The following is an 18,029-nucleotide window of genomic DNA, read 5'->3' on the forward strand; positions in this document are numbered from 1 at the left end:
GATCATTTCAATGTTCATGACAGTACTGCTGCTGTACGGTTTCATGGAGCCTGCGTTATCCGCAGGCTTCGCATGGGCAGCTTCCTCATCCACGGCGGTTGCGGGCGCAGAGACAAGGAACGTGGCACTGGGAGCCCAGGTGACCGCATCCGGACAGTGCAACAGCAATGAAGGTCCCGGATTTGCCGTTGACGGCAAAACGGACACCAAATGGTGCGACAATACCAACGCCAAAATCAAATGGCTTAAGCTTGATTTGGGCAAGGAATATACCATTAACCAATGGGTGGTTCAAAATGCCGCCATTCACGAAAAAAGCAACGCTCCGTTCTGGAACACCAGGGATTTCCGACTGCAAAAAAGCGATAACGGAACGAGCTGGAAGGATGTCGATGTTGTCAAAAACAACGCGCAAACGATTGTGGACCGGTATCTATCCGAGCCCGTAACGGCCCGCTACTTCAGATTTTACGTAAGCCAGGGGGCATACGACAGCAACACGGTCCGTCTGTATGAGCTTGAACTGCATGGCGTGGATGCCGGTCAAACCCCGGCTTACCCGCCAGTGAGTTTGGCTCCCGTCGATTACGTAGATCCGTTTATCAACACGCTGGGGGACAACGGACAGACGAACCCGGGGCCGACAACGCCTTTCGGATTGGTGTCCCTGGGCCCGGACAGCGATGGCGGGGCTTTCAGCGGTTACCACTACGAGGACAAGCATTTGAAAGGATTCTCGCATCTGCGGTTCAGCGGCGTTGGCTGCAGCGGCGGGGGCGGGAACATTCTGATGATGCCGCAGACCAGTGCTTTTACCAAAAACAGCGGCGAGTACAAGCAAAAATATGACAAAAGCAGCGAGCAGGCATCCCCCGGCTATTATGCCGTGAACCTGGATTCCGGAGTCGGCGTGGAGCTATCCGCTTCGGACAATGTCGGCTTTCATCGGTACACGTTTCCGGATGCGGCTGGAACGGGCTCGGTGCTGGTGGATCTCTCCAACGCTTATGCAGGCATGGTGAATGCCAATCTAAAAGTAGAGAACAACCGTGAAATATCAGGCATGGTTCAGTCGAAGAACGTATGCGGCCATGGCTATTACACGATGTATTTCTCCATCACGTTTGATCATGATTTTGACTCTTACACTTCCTGGCAGGGCGATTCTGTGGGTACCGAGGCTGTACGCACGGGTGCCAACAGCGGAGTATGGGTCAATTTCAATACGGCTGCAAACAAAGTGGTCCAAGCCAAGGTCGGACTTTCTCCTGTGAGTATCGAACAAGCGAAATACGAGCGCGAGCATGATATCGCGGATTGGGATTTTGATGCGCAGCATGCCAAAGTGCGAAACCTTTGGAGCGAGCTGCTGGGCAAAATTGAAATTACCGACGGCGATGAGCGGAACAAGCGAATCTTTTACACGCAAATGTACCATATGTTCCTCCACCCGAATAAGGTAAGCAGCTCCTCGGGCACTTTCAAGGCGGGCAGAGACGAGAACTCGATCCGTCAAACTGCCGAGCTTGGCGATGATTTCGAGTATTACAACGGCTGGACCACATGGGATGATTTTCGAAAGTACGCGCTCTTCTCTGTGCTGGAGCCGCAAACCTATAACAACATGGTCAAATCTCTCGTTGATCTGTACGAAACCAGAGGCGCCTATACGCAGTGGGGAGAAGGCTACTGGCCGAGCCCTACCGTAAGAAACGAATTCAACGGTGCCGTCATTCTGGATGCTTATGCGAAGGGATTCAGAGACTTTGACGCCTACGCCGCTCTTCAGGGCATGGCGGTGGATGCGGACAACTTCTCTGTGAACGACGGCGAAATTTCCGGCAAGTTAGAGAAAGCCAGAAGCGGGTACTTCCCGATGAAGCTGGCCGAGATGCTCGGAGACCGCGACACTTACGATAAATATAAGCAAGTCGCGTTGTCCTACAAGGAGCTGTGGAATCCGGACCAGGTCGACGAAAATGGAGACAAATACGGCTTCTTCACTCCAAATGGTACGAGCGTCAGCAAAGTGGATATCACCACTGTGAACAAGTATGCTTATCAAGGCAATCTGTGGACTTACCGCTGGTCGGCTTCCCAGGATATAAAAGGGCTGGCTGAATTGATGGGCGGCAAAAGAGAAATGGCGAAGCAGCTTCAAGATTTCTTTAAAAGAAACGAATACGTGGCGATTAATGAACCCGATTTGGAAGCCCCGTACCTGTTTAATTACCTGGGCATGCCTTATTTGACCCAATATTATGCCAGACAGTACACAACGGAAGCGGTGACCCAGCGGTATCACAACCACGGTCTGTATGCATACCCGATCAAATCCCGGGTTTACCGGGACGATCCCGAAGGCTATCTTCCCTCCATGGATGATGATGCCGGCGGGATGTCCTCCTGGTTCGTATACAGCGCGATGGGCCTCTTCCCTGGCAATCCGGGCGACGCTAATTTCCTGATCGGATCGCCGATCTTCTCGGAGCTGAAGCTGCATCTGGACGGAGGCAAGACGTTTACGATCAAGGCAAACGGCGTTTCAAGCCAAAATCGTTTCATTCAATCGGCGGCGCTGAACGGACAAACCTTCGATCAAGCCTGGATCAGCTATGAGGATATAATGAAAGGCGGCGTGCTGGCATTTGATATGGGATCGGAGCCGAATACGGAGTGGGGTGCATCCCCGGAGGCGGCACCGCCGACGCACGATTACGGTACGGAGGTGGATAACAGCCTGTCGCGTAAGCAGCTAATTGCCGAGGAAGAGGAATGGAAGTATTTCGACCAGGGACTTTACGCGGGCGATGACTGGACCGGTGTAGCATATGATGATGGTGCTTGGAGCTCAGGACAGGCGCCGCTTGGCTACGACAATACGGATTATGCCAAAACAGTGGTTAGATACGGCCCGGATGCCAACCGTAAATACACCACAACATACTTCCGCAAAACGTTTGAGATGACGGATGTGAACGATATTCTGGAGCTTGAAGGCAGCCTGATCTGCGATGACGGAGCCGTCGTGTATTTGAACGGACACGAAATCATCCGGACCAACATGCCGCAGGGACCGGTATCCTATGACACATTCGCCAATGCGACTGTGAACAATGAACGCGACCCTAATGTCTATCGGATCGATCCGTCATATCTTGTTAAAGGCACAAACGTGCTGGCCGCCGAGGTCCATCAGGTGAATGCCACCAGCTCAGACCTCGCCTTCGAATTCAGTCTGAATGCGGTGAAGCGTTTGGAGAAGCCTGCTGCACCGACCGAACCGGTTGTGGACGACAAGGCGAATACCTTTGGCTGGACCTATGTGCCGGGATTTGAGAAAGCGACGGATTATCAATATAGCACCGATGGAGGCAAAAGCTGGAGATCCGTGACGGCGAACCCTCAGACCGTTGGGCCGGTTGCGTACGATGCGGGTCAAGTACAGGTCCGGGTAAAGGCGGATGAAAGCCTGGGCCTGGCCGCCGGGTATGCGCTGTTATCGGATCAAGTGTATACGTCGGACATCCAGTGGGATGTATTCGATCTGGACGCCGAGGTGAAGCGAACCGGCAACATGCGGGTCGAAGTGGCCGGAACATTAAAAGGAGACTATGTCGATTCGGCCCTTGCCGTCATTCAATTGATGGACGGCAGCGGCCAGCCGGTGGTTTCAAGCGGCATCCCGGTCGACACGGGAGACTTTAACATTTCCCAAACGTTTAACGTGAACGCTAGCAAGTTTCAGGTGAACATCTACTTGGTGGATGCCTATGACGGCAATATTTATAATTCGCTGTGGCTGGCGGAACCGATTGTATCGCAGCCTGAACCGGTTCCCGATCCGGAGCCTGAACAGCCCGAAGAGCCTGGAACGAAGCCTGATCCGCTACCGATCCCAGATCCGGAGACGGTGCTGCCGGATGATCCGGTGGAGCCGGAACCGCCTGTCGGCGACACCAGAACGATCCAGTTCGAGGACCGAAGCAGCTGGTCTTCGGCGGTCAATACGTTCAACGGCAATCCGCTCAAAACCGAAACCGGCAATGCCGGGACGGTGGTTGCCAATACATTTGACGGGGCATGGCTGTCGTTTGACGATATCGATTTCGGGGCGGAGGGAGGCAACCTTATTTCCGTGGAATACACGGCGCCTTCCAACAGAGCACCGGCTGACGCTGTGCTTGAATTCCGGCTCGGAGGCGTAGATGGCAAGCTTGTCGGAACGGCGGCCCTCAAGCAGACCGGCAGCGGATGGACCAATTACAAAACGGCGGATGCGCTCCTGAACCAGACGCTGACGGGCAAGCAGAACTTGTATATTGTAATGAAAGGCAGCACCACAGGCTCGCTGCCTTATATCGGAAATTTCGACTCGTTCACTTGGGGCTACCATAAGCTCCGCAGCGACTATGCCAAACTCGAGCTTGAAACCTATGATGAGTGGTCCTCCGACGTTAACCCGTCTAACCGTGGTCCGCTGAAGACGGAATCGGGAAAAAGCGGGTTGCAGGTTGCCAATACGTTTGACGGGGCATGGCTGGCTTACAAAGGAATGGACTTTGGCAGCGCGGGCGTGAATCAGCTGTCCATTGAGTATTCCAGCAACAGCACGAACTGTGCCCCGGAATCCGCTGTAGAGGTTCGGCTAGGCGGAGTGGACGGCATCTTGATCGGAACGATACCGGTGCCTCCAACGGCAAGCGGGTGGGGAACATACAAAACCGCCACCGGGCAACTGACCGAGGCGCTCAGCGGCGTTCATGATGTGTATTTTGTGTTGACCGGATCAACCAACTCCACCTATAAATATATCGGAAACTTTGACCGGGCAGAATTTACCCGGCAATAAAAAGCAAAAGCGTCCCACAAGTCTTTTATTTAAGGCTTGTGGACGCTTTTTTTCTCCTGTTCCAGTCACTACCGTTACTTACACTGAACGTCGAAGTGAGCATGTAAAAATGATATGGAGAACTTTAGCATAATGCTTAACGACTAACAACTAAAAATAAAAGTACCTTCCTTCATTGGATCAGCTTATGTATTATAGGCTCAACATGTTTGCTGGTAGTCAGGCGGGGCGCACTGATCACCAAGAGAGCTACAGTCGCCGCGGCGGCGACCTCCTGTTTGACCCGATCAACAACAATCTGCTCAACATGACCAACCAAAATGGCTACAGCTTAATGAGCACATGCACCTATGAGTATAAACGTATGAACTTTTACCCCGCCACCTGATGGATGCTGGCAAGCAGTAGATGTCTTTATTGGTGGGATCTTGATTAAATGCTGCGCAATGCTAATCCTTCTATTATTTAAGGGTTCGATCGTGTCACCGCTGGTTGGCATTGACGAATCCACAGCTGTGCCGATGGGAGCCATTTTGTTTGCTACGTCCGTGCTGGGTGCGGCATCGTTTTTCAAACTGACGAAACCACAGGGGAGAGCAGTGGAAAGCTGATATGGTGATTGGGGAGAGGGCGAAAGTCCTTCTCTTTTTTGGACGTGCATGCGTAAGGAATATGCAAAATATCCCTCGAATGACATGTCCACTTTAGTGACAAAATGTACTAAGGTGGTGAATGCGAAATGCGGATAAACAGGATGTTCATCGTAATGCTGTCCCTTGTGCTGATCACGGTAACGGGATGCCAGCATCAAAAACCTGCCGAACAGGATTTGCTGCGGGTTAAATCCGAACAAGGGAACACTCATAAGAAAGTCATATTTCTGATGGTCGACTCATTAATGGCACAGGCGATCGATAAGGGCATATCTCAAAAACAGCTGCCCACCTTTCAATATTTGATTGAACATGGACAATATTATAAGGATCTGGTCAGCTCTTTTCCTACGATGTCCGTCACGATTGACAGCACGATGTTGACGGGAAAATATCCGAATGGCCATAGCGTACCGGGGCTCCTATGGTATTCATCCGACGATAAAAAGATGATCAACTACGGAACAGGACCGATGGAAATCCTCAGGCAAGGCATCAATCCGGTCCTGACCGATGCTTTAATCCATTTGAACGGAAAACATCTAAATCCGAATTCACGTACAATCCACGAAGAATTAGCCCGGTTCGGCTTGAAATCAGGATCGATTAACGGCCTGATTTATCGTGGAACGACCGAGCATACGCTGACGATCCCGGATTGGATTCAAGGTCCGACTTCCCTGCAGAAAAAAATAAAAGTCAAAGGCCCGGATTTTTTAACCTTGGGAGCCTTGTCGAACCCCCTAGAAGGTAAAGAGAATCTGCCTGATGATCTCAACGATCGGATGGGGCTGAACAATAAGTATGCAATCGAAGCCGTTAGCTATCTGATTCAAGCCAACAAGCTTCCGGATTTTTTGTATGTTTATTTGCCGGACCTGGACCAGAAGCTTCATAAAAAAGGTCCGTCAGAGCTCGAAGGCGTCAAAAAGGTGGATCAGCAGCTCCAATCCTTATTAAATGCCTTCGGATCCCCGGAAAAAGCGTTTAACGAAGCGATTTTCGTCATCGCTGGGGACAGCGGAATGACACAGCTTCTTCCGGCGGAACAACGTTCGGAGATTGATATGCCCGCTATGCTGAAAGGCATCTCCGTTCTAAAGCCGGGCGAAGAGGTGAAAGCGGAGACCGAGGTCGCCCTCGCAGTCAATGAAACGATGGCTTATGTATATAATTTCAAATCGAGTCGTTCTTTGAGAAGCTTAGCGGATATCCTAAGCAAGGACGACCGCATCGATTTTGTTGCTTGGAAAGAAAATGAATGGATTCATGCCATTCAGGGATCCACTTCGAAAGAACTCCGATATAAGGCGAAAGGTAACCTGGTCGATCGCTATAAACAGACATGGACCGTGAAGCAGGATGCCGAGGTGCTGGACCTTAAATTGAATGCCGATGATCGGACCTTGGATTACGGGCAGTATCCCGATGTGCTGGAGAGGCTGTCCGGGGCGCTGAACTCTCATAAAGGTGAATTTTTGGTCGTGACGGCTAAACCGGGATACGAATTGGCGGACCGCAGTTCACCAACGCATGAGGGGGGCGGGGGCCATGGCTCGATCCGACGTATGGAGTCGCTTGTCCCACTGATCATTGTTGGAACCAACGAAAAGCCGGCGAATTTACGAATGGTTGATCTAAAAGCATATCTACTTGATTTGTTGACGAATCACGTTCAGAAGACTAAATAATTTGCAAGGGCTATACAGTCATGTTTTATGACGATGCCATTGTTGTGAAATTTGCAAGATAGTAGGCACTCTTTTTCGATTTCATGGAAAAGGGTGCCTTTTTCGTAGCGATTTATTTGACGATTGACGTTATAATATGATGTAACTCTAGCCACAGTACTTCAAGTTATACAAGATCATCAGCCTCATACGAATCTTAATAAGGAGCTGGACAAACATGACAACCAACCCAATCATTCATTCCGTTATTTTTTCACTTAAACATGAGAAAGGATCGGCGGAGGAGCATCGTTTTTTGGAGGATGGGCGATCTGCCCTCAGTACGATTCCAACGGTTCAAGCGTTTAAGGTATTTAAACAAATCAGTCCTAAAAATACATATGATTTCGGCTTCTCGATGGTATTTGATAACGAAGCCGATTATGAAGCCTATAATGTGCATCCGCAGCATGTTGATTTCGTCGAGAACCGCTGGAAGAAGGAAGTGGAACAGTTTTTGGAGATCGATTACAGCGAAGTGTAGAAGATGAATACGCGGTAACGGAGGGCGAACACATTGAATCAAGCAGGGGAAGATAAAGAGTTGCAGGTAACGCCGCGGCAGGCATTAGGACGGTTGAAGCCTTACACGGCAGGAAAGCCCATCTGGGAAGTACAGCAGGAATACGGCTTGGATCGCGTCATCAAATTGGCTTCCAATGAAAATTCACTCGGTCCTTCGCCCAAAGCATTGCAAGCCATTCAGGAGCGGTTGTCTGATCTGCACCGTTATCCCGACGAACGCTCTTCGGGTCTCGCGCAAGCGCTTGGCGAGCACTTGGGATTGGCGGCGAATCAATTCATTGTGACAAACGGCGGCGATGAACTGATCATGCTGATTTCTAGGGCATACCTTGAGCCTGGCGACGAGATCGTGGTTCCTGATCCGACATTCAGCGAATATGAGTTTGGTGCTTTTCTTATGTCCAGTACGGTCATTAGGGTACCGCTGCGCAAACAATTTGCCTTCTCTGCGGAAGATATACTGTCCGTGATTACGGAACGAACCAAAATCGTGTATCTGTGTACACCCAATAATCCAACAGGCACCTATATTCCCGAACTTGAAATGAAAAAGCTTCTGGACCGTCTTCCTACTCGCGTACTGGTTGTGATCGATACGGCATATCGCCATTACGCGACCGCGCCTGATTACTCGGACGGGATCGATTTCATCAAGATGGGATATCCGGTCATCACCCTGAATACCTTCTCCAAAATCTACGGTCTTGCGGGTATTCGCGTCGGCTACGGAGCAGCTTCAGCAGGCATTATCCGCACATTGCTTCAGGTTAAAGAGCCGTTTAATGTCAATGCGTTGGCACAAGCAGCGGCATCGGCGGCACTTGGGGATGAGGAACACGTCCAGGCATCATGCCGGATGAATGAACAAGGCAGACAGCAAATCTATGAGGGACTGAGTCGGTTATCGATTCCTTACGACGAGAGCATGAGCAATTTCATTCTGGCAGAGCTTGGAGAACATGCGGATACCCTGTACCATAAGCTGCTGGAGCGGGGGATTATCGTCCGATACGCCAAAGGTTGGGGACTGCCTGGGCATATCCGGATTTCGGTAGGAACGGCGGAAGAAAATCAAGAGCTGCTGGATGCTTTGGGCGAAGTCTTAATGCATACAACGTAACCCATGGTAAGTATGAAGCGTTACAGGGGATGCTGGTCATCCGGCAAAAAAGCCAGCAGCAAGAGCAGGTATGCGAAATATCAAAAGGACCGCAGGTGCGGTCCTTTTTTTGATGGATTGTTATGTGGTCCAATCCGTATCCTGGACTTACAAATCTTTAAGATTACCTCGATTCTCAATGACGGTCGTTACTCGCAGCTTGAAATCCAGATTAGGGTAGTAAGTCGTTCTCCAATCCCGCAGCTGTTCTCGGGTCAGATGATTTCTGAAAAATTGGCCCAAAGCCAAGATATCCGCTTGTTCATTTTGCGTCTCTTGAAACATCTGATTCAGCCGGAGGGTGAGCAGTTCTTCCAGCTTCTCGGTGATCTGCCCTTCCGTCGGATGCCCCCTAGAGTCCAGGATGGTAACCTTCAGTCTAAGATGGCTTCGAAGATAAGGTTTGCCATCCTGCATCCAGCTGTGATGGGTAAGCCTGTTGCTTATGATTTGTACGGTGGCGCTTTCCATGACCTCTACTTTGCCGAACGCGCTTTTTCCATAAAAGGCATTAGCCACAAGCGTTTCATCGGGGCCGATTCGGCCCGTCATCCTGCCATTCTTGATGATGGCCGAACCCATGCATTCGATGCTTGTGGATTTTCCTGAACGTATAATGGGGACGATGACATCATGCGTATAGGAATGAATGCTGCGAAACATTTGCCATACCCTCGTATCCGCTAATTGAGGGTTCCAGCCGGCGTTTTTTTCGAAAAAGTCATAAACGATATTACCGCTGTGTTTGGATTTCGCTGCCATATCCGAAAAGAATTGATCCAGCCCTTGATCGCTGATAGCAAAAAGCGTTTTGGAGGAGATATCTCTGGAACGATTGAATGCGGAAATGATGTCTTCCATGCCGTTTCGGGCAAATTTTTTATCCACGATGACGATTTTCAAATGCAGTAGATCCACTTGAGTCTCCATGTTCATGCTTATATGATCGATGATTTCATTGATGGTATCGCCCGTATCCGAAACGATATTTACGGTGCTTGTATCATTCGTTGCCGGGATATCCAAAAACACCTTGTATTGATTCTCCTCGGTTAACGAAATGCCCATGATCACCGGAAGCGAGCGATGATTAATGTCTTTGATATCCCAGCAGCCGGTAAGCAAGGGAACCAGGGCGGCCAGCATGAGAAAGCACTTCAAGGCATGGCGGATGATGACCGGGTTGTCCATTTTATGTTACCTCCGTTGCACGGTTTGCTTTATGCTTGTGCCGCCATCCGATGATAAACGTGATCAGCGGAAGCACCAGGAAAATATACAGTCGCAGAGGAATAATCCACACTTGCAGCTTCTTAAGGAAATCCCAGTTGGGGATGGCGATGGATATGGCAAACAAACCGGCGGTCAGAGCAATCAGTAGATAGATATTGGGAATCATTGGGGCAGCCCGTTTGGTAAGCGTAACGAGAACCCATAATGTCACTCCCAAGTACAGCAGCGCAAACGCCATCAGGCTCAATAAGAAAAAAATCGTGACCCGATCGAACAACAGCCAAGTGATATTCACGGTGTCTATGGTCATCAGCATGGGAAATTGATATAACTCGGCGGTCGCTTGCCCAAAGGTCAGAAGCGGCAAATATACCGATAACAAGAACATGGGAAGCAGCAGAAGACAGCCCAGCATCATTTTCTTGATGCTAATATGTATGGATGGCGGTAACAGTCCCAGGAAAAAGAAGCCGCCAGCATAGACGAATAAACTGACTAGAAAATCGGGTTTCGCAAGAAATTGGAACGATTGTTCAGGGTCTATGATCGGCATCAAATAATACCAATCCACGTTTTGAAAGCTAAAGCAGAGAACAAAAATGATGGGGAATGTGAACAGAATGACCAGCAGGATGCTGGTTCGGGCCATGCTGGCCATGCCTTGCCAAGCCATGAGAAAAGCAATAGCAATCAATAACAACTGGATCGCCCACAGCGGCGTGGTTGATAAAAAGACCAGGTTCAACATCTCGGAATAGGCCCTAAGCGTTATGATAATAGCGATACCAAAGTAAAAGAAGGCAGGAAGCAAAAAGATCCACGCGAGATATTTACCGGCGCTCCGGAACACATCCACGATATTCACTACATTCCGCTGGGCGGCCCATTGCAGGCCTTTAATGTACATGAAGAGGGCGACTGCATGCAGCGCATAGCTTATGGTGATTCCGATCCAGTGCCCCATTTTCATGCCTGAAAACAAATCGGAGGGATAGAGAAAAAAGATAAGCCCCATATGACAAACCACGTACAGGATGGTTGCATGATAACCACTTTTATCCATTTCGCTCATCCTTCTGATTTAATGTAGGTAATGATAAGTAAGGAATCCCCATACTTTTCTGATGGCCCATATAGGCGCAGACGACGACGATTCCAGCAAGCAGCCCTAGCATGCCATAGATGGCGGATAAAATGATCAGCAGATATTTGAACACGCGAACAGATACAGAGTTCTGAAATCCCACTACCGTGGAAGAAGCAATGGTTGTACCCGCCAGCACGATAATCAGTAGGTTGCTGACCAGTTTGGCGGATACGGCAGCTTGGCCCAGTATAATACCGCCCACCATCGTAATGGTGGGTCCCACGCTTTTCGGAAGACGGACACTCGCTTCCAAGATGAGCTCCAGAACGATGAGGAGCAGCAGCGTCTCGACAAAGGCGGGATAAGGGACGTCCTGCCGGCTGTTCGCAATCGATAAGGCCAGCTGAAGCCTCAGAATTTCAGGATTGACGGACACCAAGGCCACATAAAGCCCGGGAATAATGGTCGCGATCAAGACGCCGACAACTCTCAGGAGTCGGATCAGATACATGAACGGGAGAGGATAATTATGATCGTCCTTCATGCAGAACATATCCATGACAAGGCTGGGTAAAATAATTGCGAACGGATAACGGTCCAGCATGAACACAACCTTGCCTTGCTGAAGGGAGTGAGCCGCATTTTGCGGCAATTCCGTCATGGTGAAGTTGGTTACGAGCGACCACGTGTTTACGCCCAGCATGTTCTCGAGATGCTGAATATGGTGAACTTCCTGATCCAGACCCGCCTTGATTTTCGCTTGAATGGATTGCAGTAACCGGGGGTCGATTCGGTCTTCCTGATAGATTAACAATAAGGATTTGGGATGACTCTTCCCGACGGTGTAAGTTTCGACTTGCAAGGAGGATCCGGTGCAATGTTTTCGAAGAATGCCGATGTTCGTATTGATATCTTCCAGAAAAGCGCTGCTTGAGCCGTATAACGTATTTTCCGTTTCTGGCGATGAGACAGAGCGGGTGACACTTTTCGATATCGGAAGGACGGCGCTGCAAGTTCCCGACAAGGGTTCCAGGACGATCAGGTTGCCCTTCATGATGTCAGGAATAACCGCTTCCAGTTTGGGTTCGACAAGTTCGCCTAGATTTTTAAGAAGTGAAGCGGGCGACAGGGAATTTTCAATCATATTTGAGGTTTGGATTTGCAGTGAAGCGATACTCTGGGGAAGATCAACTAAAGAATCTAAACCGATCACTTGAACTTGATACTGAAGCAATTGAATTTCAACATTGAAAAAATCAGCATTCGCTTTGAAATGCTCAGCCAGGCTTTCTTTGAGATCCATAACTTCACTCCCCCGACACATATATTAGATATCCTTTCCATCGCAGCCTTTGATTTATGCATAAAATCAGAATTGATGTCACACTTGGACCGCCTTGTTTGTCTACATTATGAAATAGTCGAAAAAGGAGAGATATAAGATGGAGAACATACTCATTATCAACGCACATCCGAGGGTGGAGTCAGCGACTTCGGTCAGCTTGCGGGTGCTTCAGCATTTTTTGGAGGCGTACACGAAATGCAACCCGGCAGGTGCTATAGAACAAATCGATTTATACCGTGATTCTATACCTGCCATAGACCATATGGTTTTAGAGCTTTGGAACAAACAGGGTAGAGGGGAGCCGCTTAACGAAGAGGAGCAGCAGATATCGGACCGCATGTCCGCCATTCTGCAGCAATTTAAGGCGGCACGGAAGTATGTCATCGTATTGCCGATGCACAATTTCAACGTTCCGTCCAAGCTTAAAGATTATATCGATAATATCCTCATTGCGCGTGAGACATTCCGATATACGAAGAACGGCTCGGAAGGTTTGCTAACCGATGGCCGCAGTCTGCTGGTCATTCAGGCAAGTGACGCCATTTACACAAATCATGACTGGTACGCCGAGGTGGAGTACTCGCATAAATACCTTAAGTCCATGTTTAACTTTATGGGAGTAATGGATTATCAGATCATTCGGGCACAGGGAAATGCGATTCTGGATCGGAACCAAGTTCTGGAACAGGCCTTTCTGGAAGCCGAAGAAGCTGCGAAACGGCTGGCGAGCACGGAGGCTGCGATAAAGATTAAATAGGAATGCGATGTATGGAGTACGGTGACGAAGCATAAAAAAGGCTGCCTGATGGCAGCCTTCACTGTTTGGATGGAAGCATAAAGAAATCTTGAAGATGTTATAAGCAGCCTTGATCCTTCAAATAAGCATGCAGCAGGGATATTCCGTCGCGGATTTCGCCTGCCTCCAGGTGACCGTAGCCGAACAATAACTTGTTTGCATGGATCCCTTTTTGAATACCATGATAGTCCAGTGGCGTGATGCGTATCCCATCCTGCCGGGTCCTCTGCCTGAAAGCCTCGTCAAAGATCGCCCCGGGAAATTCTACAGCCAGATGCAGACCGGCTGCATCGCCCCAGGAACGCCATGTATCTCCGAAAAACTCATGTAGCGAAGATAACAGGACCTGCCTCCGTTCGCCGTAGATCTTTCGCATTTTCCCGATATGCCTGTCAAATTTCCGGGTGCGCAAAAACTCGGCTAAGGCAGCTTGCTCAAAAGGAGGATTCTGCACATCCGTATGGGTACGCAAATGCCCCCAGCGCTGTTGAAGCTTACGGGGCACAATCGCATACCCGATCCGAAGCGCCGGGAACAGAACTTTGCTGAACGTGCCGACATAAATGACCCTATCGGGATCCATGGCATATAAAGGTGCGACCGAATCTCCGCTATATCGGAACTCGCTGTCATAATCGTCCTCGATGATATAGCTGCCGTTTTTTCTGGCGTAGCGGATGAGCGCAGCACGCCGATCCGCCGGCAGAATGCCTCCAAGCGGAAATTGGTGAGAGGGTGTAACATAAACGGGACATCCAAACTTGTCGGTCAAGTGATCGGTCTGAATCCCGTGTTCATCTACGGGAACATGATGGATTCGATATCCTTTGTTGATGAACGTCTGCAGCATCTCGATGTTGCAGGGATCTTCAAACCAAATTTCCTGATTTTCCTGAAAGAGTAAGTCGGCAAGGATATTCAGCGCATGTGTTGCACCTGCCGTTATGAATATATCCTGGCTGCATACCGTAAGGCCTTTGCAACGATAAAGCCACAATGAGATTTCTTCTCGAAGTGCAGGCAACCCCTGAGGACCCGTATAACCTAGCAGAGCAGAGCTCATGTCGCCAAGGGTTTTCATTGAAATCTGCTGCCATGCGTACCGTGGAAATAGCCGGAGTTCAGGCTGTCCCGTGCGGAAATCTGCTGCGAAATCAGGAGGAGCTTCTTTCCGCGGCGGCGGTTCAAGGTTAGCCAGGATATCCAGTGCAATGCCTTTAGCGACCCGTGTAGGTGCCCCTTGTCGGCTTATAACGTAGCCTTCGACGCTCAACATGTCAAACGCTTCATTGACCGTATTACGAGATACCATGAGTTCTCTCGCCAACTGACGGGATGAGGGCAGGCCTTCTCCTGGCTGCAGGATTCCTTGAACAATCCTCTCCCTTATGGCTGTATAAATTTGTCGTTTAAGCGATACTTCGCTGCTACGGTGCAGTCTTATTCCCAACATGAGAGCATCCTCCAACTGGTCTGCATAAATTTGCGCTTAACTGGATCTGTAACCATACCAGTATTTTCCCTATGATTGTAGCATAGATTCAGTCGCTGTCGATCTGTAATAACTGGGGGATGTGATTTTTTTGGAACGATGGAAAGGGATGCTTTATTTATGCGGGGCTTTCACGCTTGCAGGGACTTCTGTCATCACGGCGTGGTTTTTGAACGGGAAATTAGGGACATTTACGATAACAGCCGCCAGCTTGGTATTGGCTCTGCTATGTCTGCTTCCTCTATGTAGGAAGGAGCTGGTGAGGACGGTTCGACAGTTAACATTCCGAGACTGGGGGGGTCTATTCTTTCAGGCGTTACTCGGGATGTTTCTGTTTCGGATGCTGCTGCTGCAAGGACTTCTTCATACCAGCACGGCAGAAGCAGGAATTCTAACAGGCGCTACACCCGCCTTTACCGTCATGCTGGCATTTGGGCTCCTGAGAGAATCGGTGAACGGCAATAAGCTGGTAGGCATTGTTACCACGGTGGTAGGCATTATGATCATACAAGGGGTACTCACGCCGGGCCATGCATTCGAGGCACAACATCTGTACGGTAACCTGCTTGTGCTCTGCGCTGCATGGAGTGAATCCGGCTTTAATCTGCTTTCCCGCATCGGTTCGATGCAGCGAACGGCTTCACCAAACAAAGCCATTCATCCTATGGTCCAGACGACGCTGGTCTCGGTGATCGCCTTGTTGCTATGCTTGATCCCCGCATGGTTCGAGGATCCGGTGGCTTCACTGGCAGCAATAGGATTGCAGGAATGGCTTGCGCTGGTTTGGTATGGACCGATCGTGACGGCCGTGGCCTTCATGCTGTGGTATGCCGGCATCAAGCGCTGCCATGTATCAACAGCTGCTGCTTTTTCCGGCATGATGCCTTTCACGGCTTTGTTGTTATCGGTCATCGTATTAAAAGAATCCGTAGGATGGGAGCAATGGTGCGGCGGCATCTTGGTCATCCTAGGCATGTTCCTCATTGGTAGGCAACAGGTTGCAATCAACCCGTTGCCCCAACAACTCCCGTCGGAACCTGGAATCATCGGCGGGGTCAGGGAATGAGTTAAAAACAAAAAAAGAAGCAGCATCCAAGGACAGATAGAAAAGGAAAAGCTTGAAAGGATAAAATGGGGTTATAAATTATACAAGCAGATGTTGTTACACCAATAATAGGAGTGATCAGGATGGAGAAGTTACTGGTTAAGCTTTTGCTCCATGGCGCCATGATTACGGCCATCATTGTCGGGCTTTCGAATGCCACGTTTGCATCAGCTGTGATTGCTGCACTGGGGATAGGCGTTGCTTCTTATCTGGAATCTTTGAATATTTCTTCCACATTTGGCTCCTTCGAGATCATCAGCCTGTTAAGAAGCAGCAGGCTTAGCGAGTAGAAGCTCAATGTGCGAATACATGATTAAATCAAAAAAAACACTCTGAGCCACATCAGATCAGAGTGTTTTTTTTGATTGATTACACTATACTCATTCAGGTCTCTTGAGTTGAAGCGGCGGCGGAATGAGCCAGCCTTTTTCCTTATTCATCTGAAGGATACGCACACCCAGCGCCGTCTTGGTGAGATGATATTTAGCGAATAACGCGCCGATATCTTCCCGGATGGATTGTCCCATGGTTTGACTGCATGATACCAATCCGAGTGATGTATCAGCTGCGATTTTGGCTGCTATTTCCGGATCCGTGAATCTTGCGCCAGCCGGAATATCCTCGAGTTTAACCGGGGGTCTTTCGGGAAGTCCCGGTGCAGGGGCGATTCCGTTGTCGGTAAGCAATTCATCACATTCTTTAATCTCAAGCTTGGATTGATCCAGCAGATCATTCAGAATTTTTTTGAGATCTTTATCGCCTGCATGATTCAAATAAGCCTCGTAGCAGGATACCATACCTTTTGCCAACATGGATGCTGACCATACGCTAAATATTTCCCCATAATGCATGGGCTCATTTTTAGGATTACCGCTTAAAATTCCCAATCTTATTCGCTCCTTTAAGATTTATTCAAACAGAGTCATTATGTGCAAGAGATAGTTGTTTAATTCTTTCGAAATAAGCAGAATAGGCACCTAGCAAATTTCCAAGAAATTATTGTGACGGATGCAGTGCATGGAAAATGGGATGTAAACGCAAACTGGATTCGTGACTATATTGAGGAAGCGGGAGGATATTACATGTATTTTTATAAAGAGGATCTGATCAATCTGATCGTTCCGGATCAACCTGATCCAGCAGCTGCAAAGGTGCTGCAGGAAACGTTAGGCGGCCGATTCGGCGAAATGCGGACGATGATGCAATTCTTCTTCCAGAGCAACAATTTCCGTGGGAATGCCATTCCATATCGCGACCTGATCCGTGGCGTTTTCTTGGAAGAGATAAGCCATGTCGAGTTGGTTCAACATACAATCAATCAGCTGCTTACCGGCGCTGGCGCTGAAGGCGCCGGTAATTCCGGTATGGACGAGGCCCCGCTCGATGAAGCGATCAAGCTTGCGAATCCGCATCACTTTATCATGGGAGCCCAAAGTTCTTTACCTGTTGATGCGGCAGGAAACCCATGGCAGGGAAATTACGTCTATGATCACGGTAATTTGGTTAGTAACTTGCTCGATAACGTTGTTCTGGAATCAACGGGAGTACTTCAAAAAACGCGAATCTATGAGATGAGCACAAACAAAACGTTCCGTGAGACGTTGGCTTTCCTGATTGTGCGGGATAATGCGCATCAAAATGCGTTTGCCAAAGCACTGGAGACGCTAGGCGTTGAATGGGGTAAAATATTCCCTGTTCCGAATTACGACATCCATAAATATCCGGAATGCCAAAAATACGTAGATATGGGCTTCCATAACGCACAGTTCAACTTCAGGCTGGATGATACGCGAATCGGCGAGATTTTTAGCGGTCAAACACCAAGCAGAAATGGTGGGGAGCTGCAAGTGGTTCAACCTCCGGAAGGGTTTCCGTTACCTGTAATGCCTGAGCTGGCGAACGAGCACGCACCTGGGTTATATGATTTAAATCATTAATTCATATCCGTTCCGATATGCAGGTTATTGAACAAAAAGAGGCAGTCATCGGGCTGCTTCTTTTTGTTATTCATTTGTTTTTCAGTTGAATTTAGAGATAAGTGTAGTTATCATA

At 49.1% G+C, this 18,029-nt stretch carries 14 protein-coding genes and 1 pseudogene; 10 read left to right on the forward strand and 5 right to left on the reverse strand.

Annotated features, from left to right (window positions below):
- The first annotated feature begins 16 nt into the window (after window positions 1–16).
- The 6 genes and pseudogenes from PAEVO_RS05720 (at window position 17) to hisC (ending at window position 8,880) form a co-directional block, all read left to right on the forward strand.
- Entirely contained in the window at window positions 17–4,852 is a 4,836-nt protein-coding gene (locus PAEVO_RS05720; RefSeq protein ID WP_243390636.1) for a GH92 family glycosyl hydrolase, read from the forward strand.
- Between the two features lie 205 nt (window positions 4,853–5,057).
- A complete protein-coding gene (locus tag PAEVO_RS33680; protein ID WP_165789616.1) occupies window positions 5,058–5,240 on the forward strand; it encodes a hypothetical protein in 183 nt (60 codons plus the stop codon).
- 58 nt (window positions 5,241–5,298) lie between these two features.
- A pseudogene (locus PAEVO_RS33685) lies at window positions 5,299–5,463 on the forward strand (hypothetical protein); the annotation flags it as partial.
- Between the two features lie 128 nt (window positions 5,464–5,591).
- The gene (locus PAEVO_RS05725; protein WP_100536677.1) at window positions 5,592–7,196 is read left to right on the forward strand and encodes an alkaline phosphatase family protein; all 1,605 of its coding nucleotides are present in this window, start codon (window positions 5,592–5,594) and stop codon (window positions 7,194–7,196) included.
- Window positions 7,197–7,413: 217 nt separating this feature from the next.
- Window positions 7,414–7,719 (forward strand): Dabb family protein, encoded by a 306-nt coding sequence (locus PAEVO_RS05730; RefSeq protein WP_100536678.1) that lies wholly within the window; start codon window positions 7,414–7,416, stop codon window positions 7,717–7,719.
- Between the two features lie 33 nt (window positions 7,720–7,752).
- Window positions 7,753–8,880 (forward strand): histidinol-phosphate transaminase, encoded by a 1,128-nt coding sequence (gene hisC / locus PAEVO_RS05735; RefSeq protein WP_100536679.1) that lies wholly within the window; start codon window positions 7,753–7,755, stop codon window positions 8,878–8,880.
- Between the two features lie 147 nt (window positions 8,881–9,027).
- On the opposite strand, the gene PAEVO_RS05740 is transcribed toward hisC, so the two are convergent.
- The 3 genes from PAEVO_RS05740 to PAEVO_RS05750 are packed head-to-tail and all read right to left on the reverse strand — an operon-like array spanning window position 9,028 to window position 12,542.
- Window positions 9,028–10,110, reverse strand: coding sequence for a Ger(x)C family spore germination protein (locus tag PAEVO_RS05740; protein WP_100536680.1), 1,083 nt, complete (start codon window positions 10,108–10,110; stop codon window positions 9,028–9,030).
- 1 nt (window position 10,111) lies between these two features.
- Window positions 10,112–11,215, reverse strand: a complete 1,104-nt coding sequence (locus PAEVO_RS05745; protein WP_100536681.1) for a GerAB/ArcD/ProY family transporter — start codon at window positions 11,213–11,215, stop codon at window positions 10,112–10,114.
- The gene (locus tag PAEVO_RS05750; protein WP_100536682.1) at window positions 11,208–12,542 is read right to left on the reverse strand and encodes a spore germination protein; all 1,335 of its coding nucleotides are present in this window, start codon (window positions 12,540–12,542) and stop codon (window positions 11,208–11,210) included. Before PAEVO_RS05750 ends, PAEVO_RS05745 begins: the two co-directional genes overlap by 8 nt.
- Before the next feature lie 139 nt (window positions 12,543–12,681).
- Between PAEVO_RS05750 and PAEVO_RS05755 the strand changes: the two genes are divergently transcribed.
- Window positions 12,682–13,341, forward strand: coding sequence for an FMN-dependent NADH-azoreductase (locus PAEVO_RS05755; RefSeq protein ID WP_100536683.1), 660 nt, complete (start codon window positions 12,682–12,684; stop codon window positions 13,339–13,341).
- Window positions 13,342–13,438: 97 nt separating this feature from the next.
- Here the strand turns inward: PAEVO_RS05755 and pdxR are convergent, their stop codons facing one another.
- Window positions 13,439–14,833 (reverse strand): MocR-like pyridoxine biosynthesis transcription factor PdxR, encoded by a 1,395-nt coding sequence (pdxR, locus tag PAEVO_RS05760; RefSeq protein WP_100536684.1) that lies wholly within the window; start codon window positions 14,831–14,833, stop codon window positions 13,439–13,441.
- 121 nt (window positions 14,834–14,954) lie between these two features.
- Here pdxR and PAEVO_RS05765 point away from each other — a divergent pair, with 121 nt between their 5' ends.
- Window positions 14,955–15,938 (forward strand): DMT family transporter, encoded by a 984-nt coding sequence (locus PAEVO_RS05765; protein ID WP_100536685.1) that lies wholly within the window; start codon window positions 14,955–14,957, stop codon window positions 15,936–15,938.
- A gap of 122 nt (window positions 15,939–16,060) precedes the next feature.
- Window positions 16,061–16,267 carry a hypothetical protein gene (locus tag PAEVO_RS05770; RefSeq protein WP_243390637.1) on the forward strand — a complete coding sequence of 69 codons (207 nt, stop codon included), beginning with the start codon at window positions 16,061–16,063 and terminating at the stop codon, window positions 16,265–16,267.
- Between the two features lie 90 nt (window positions 16,268–16,357).
- On the opposite strand, the gene PAEVO_RS05775 is transcribed toward PAEVO_RS05770, so the two are convergent.
- Window positions 16,358–16,864 (reverse strand): DUF3231 family protein, encoded by a 507-nt coding sequence (locus tag PAEVO_RS05775; protein ID WP_100536686.1) that lies wholly within the window; start codon window positions 16,862–16,864, stop codon window positions 16,358–16,360.
- A 195-nt stretch (window positions 16,865–17,059) separates the two neighbouring features.
- Between PAEVO_RS05775 and PAEVO_RS05780 the strand changes: the two genes are divergently transcribed.
- The gene (locus PAEVO_RS05780; protein WP_100536687.1) at window positions 17,060–17,914 is read left to right on the forward strand and encodes a manganese catalase family protein; all 855 of its coding nucleotides are present in this window, start codon (window positions 17,060–17,062) and stop codon (window positions 17,912–17,914) included.
- Window positions 17,915–18,029 lie beyond the last annotated feature (115 nt).

The sequence above is a fragment of the Paenibacillus sp. GM2FR genome (genome assembly GCF_002803325.1).
In the GTDB taxonomy this organism is placed as follows: domain Bacteria; phylum Bacillota; class Bacilli; order Paenibacillales; family Paenibacillaceae; genus Paenibacillus_AQ; species Paenibacillus_AQ lautus.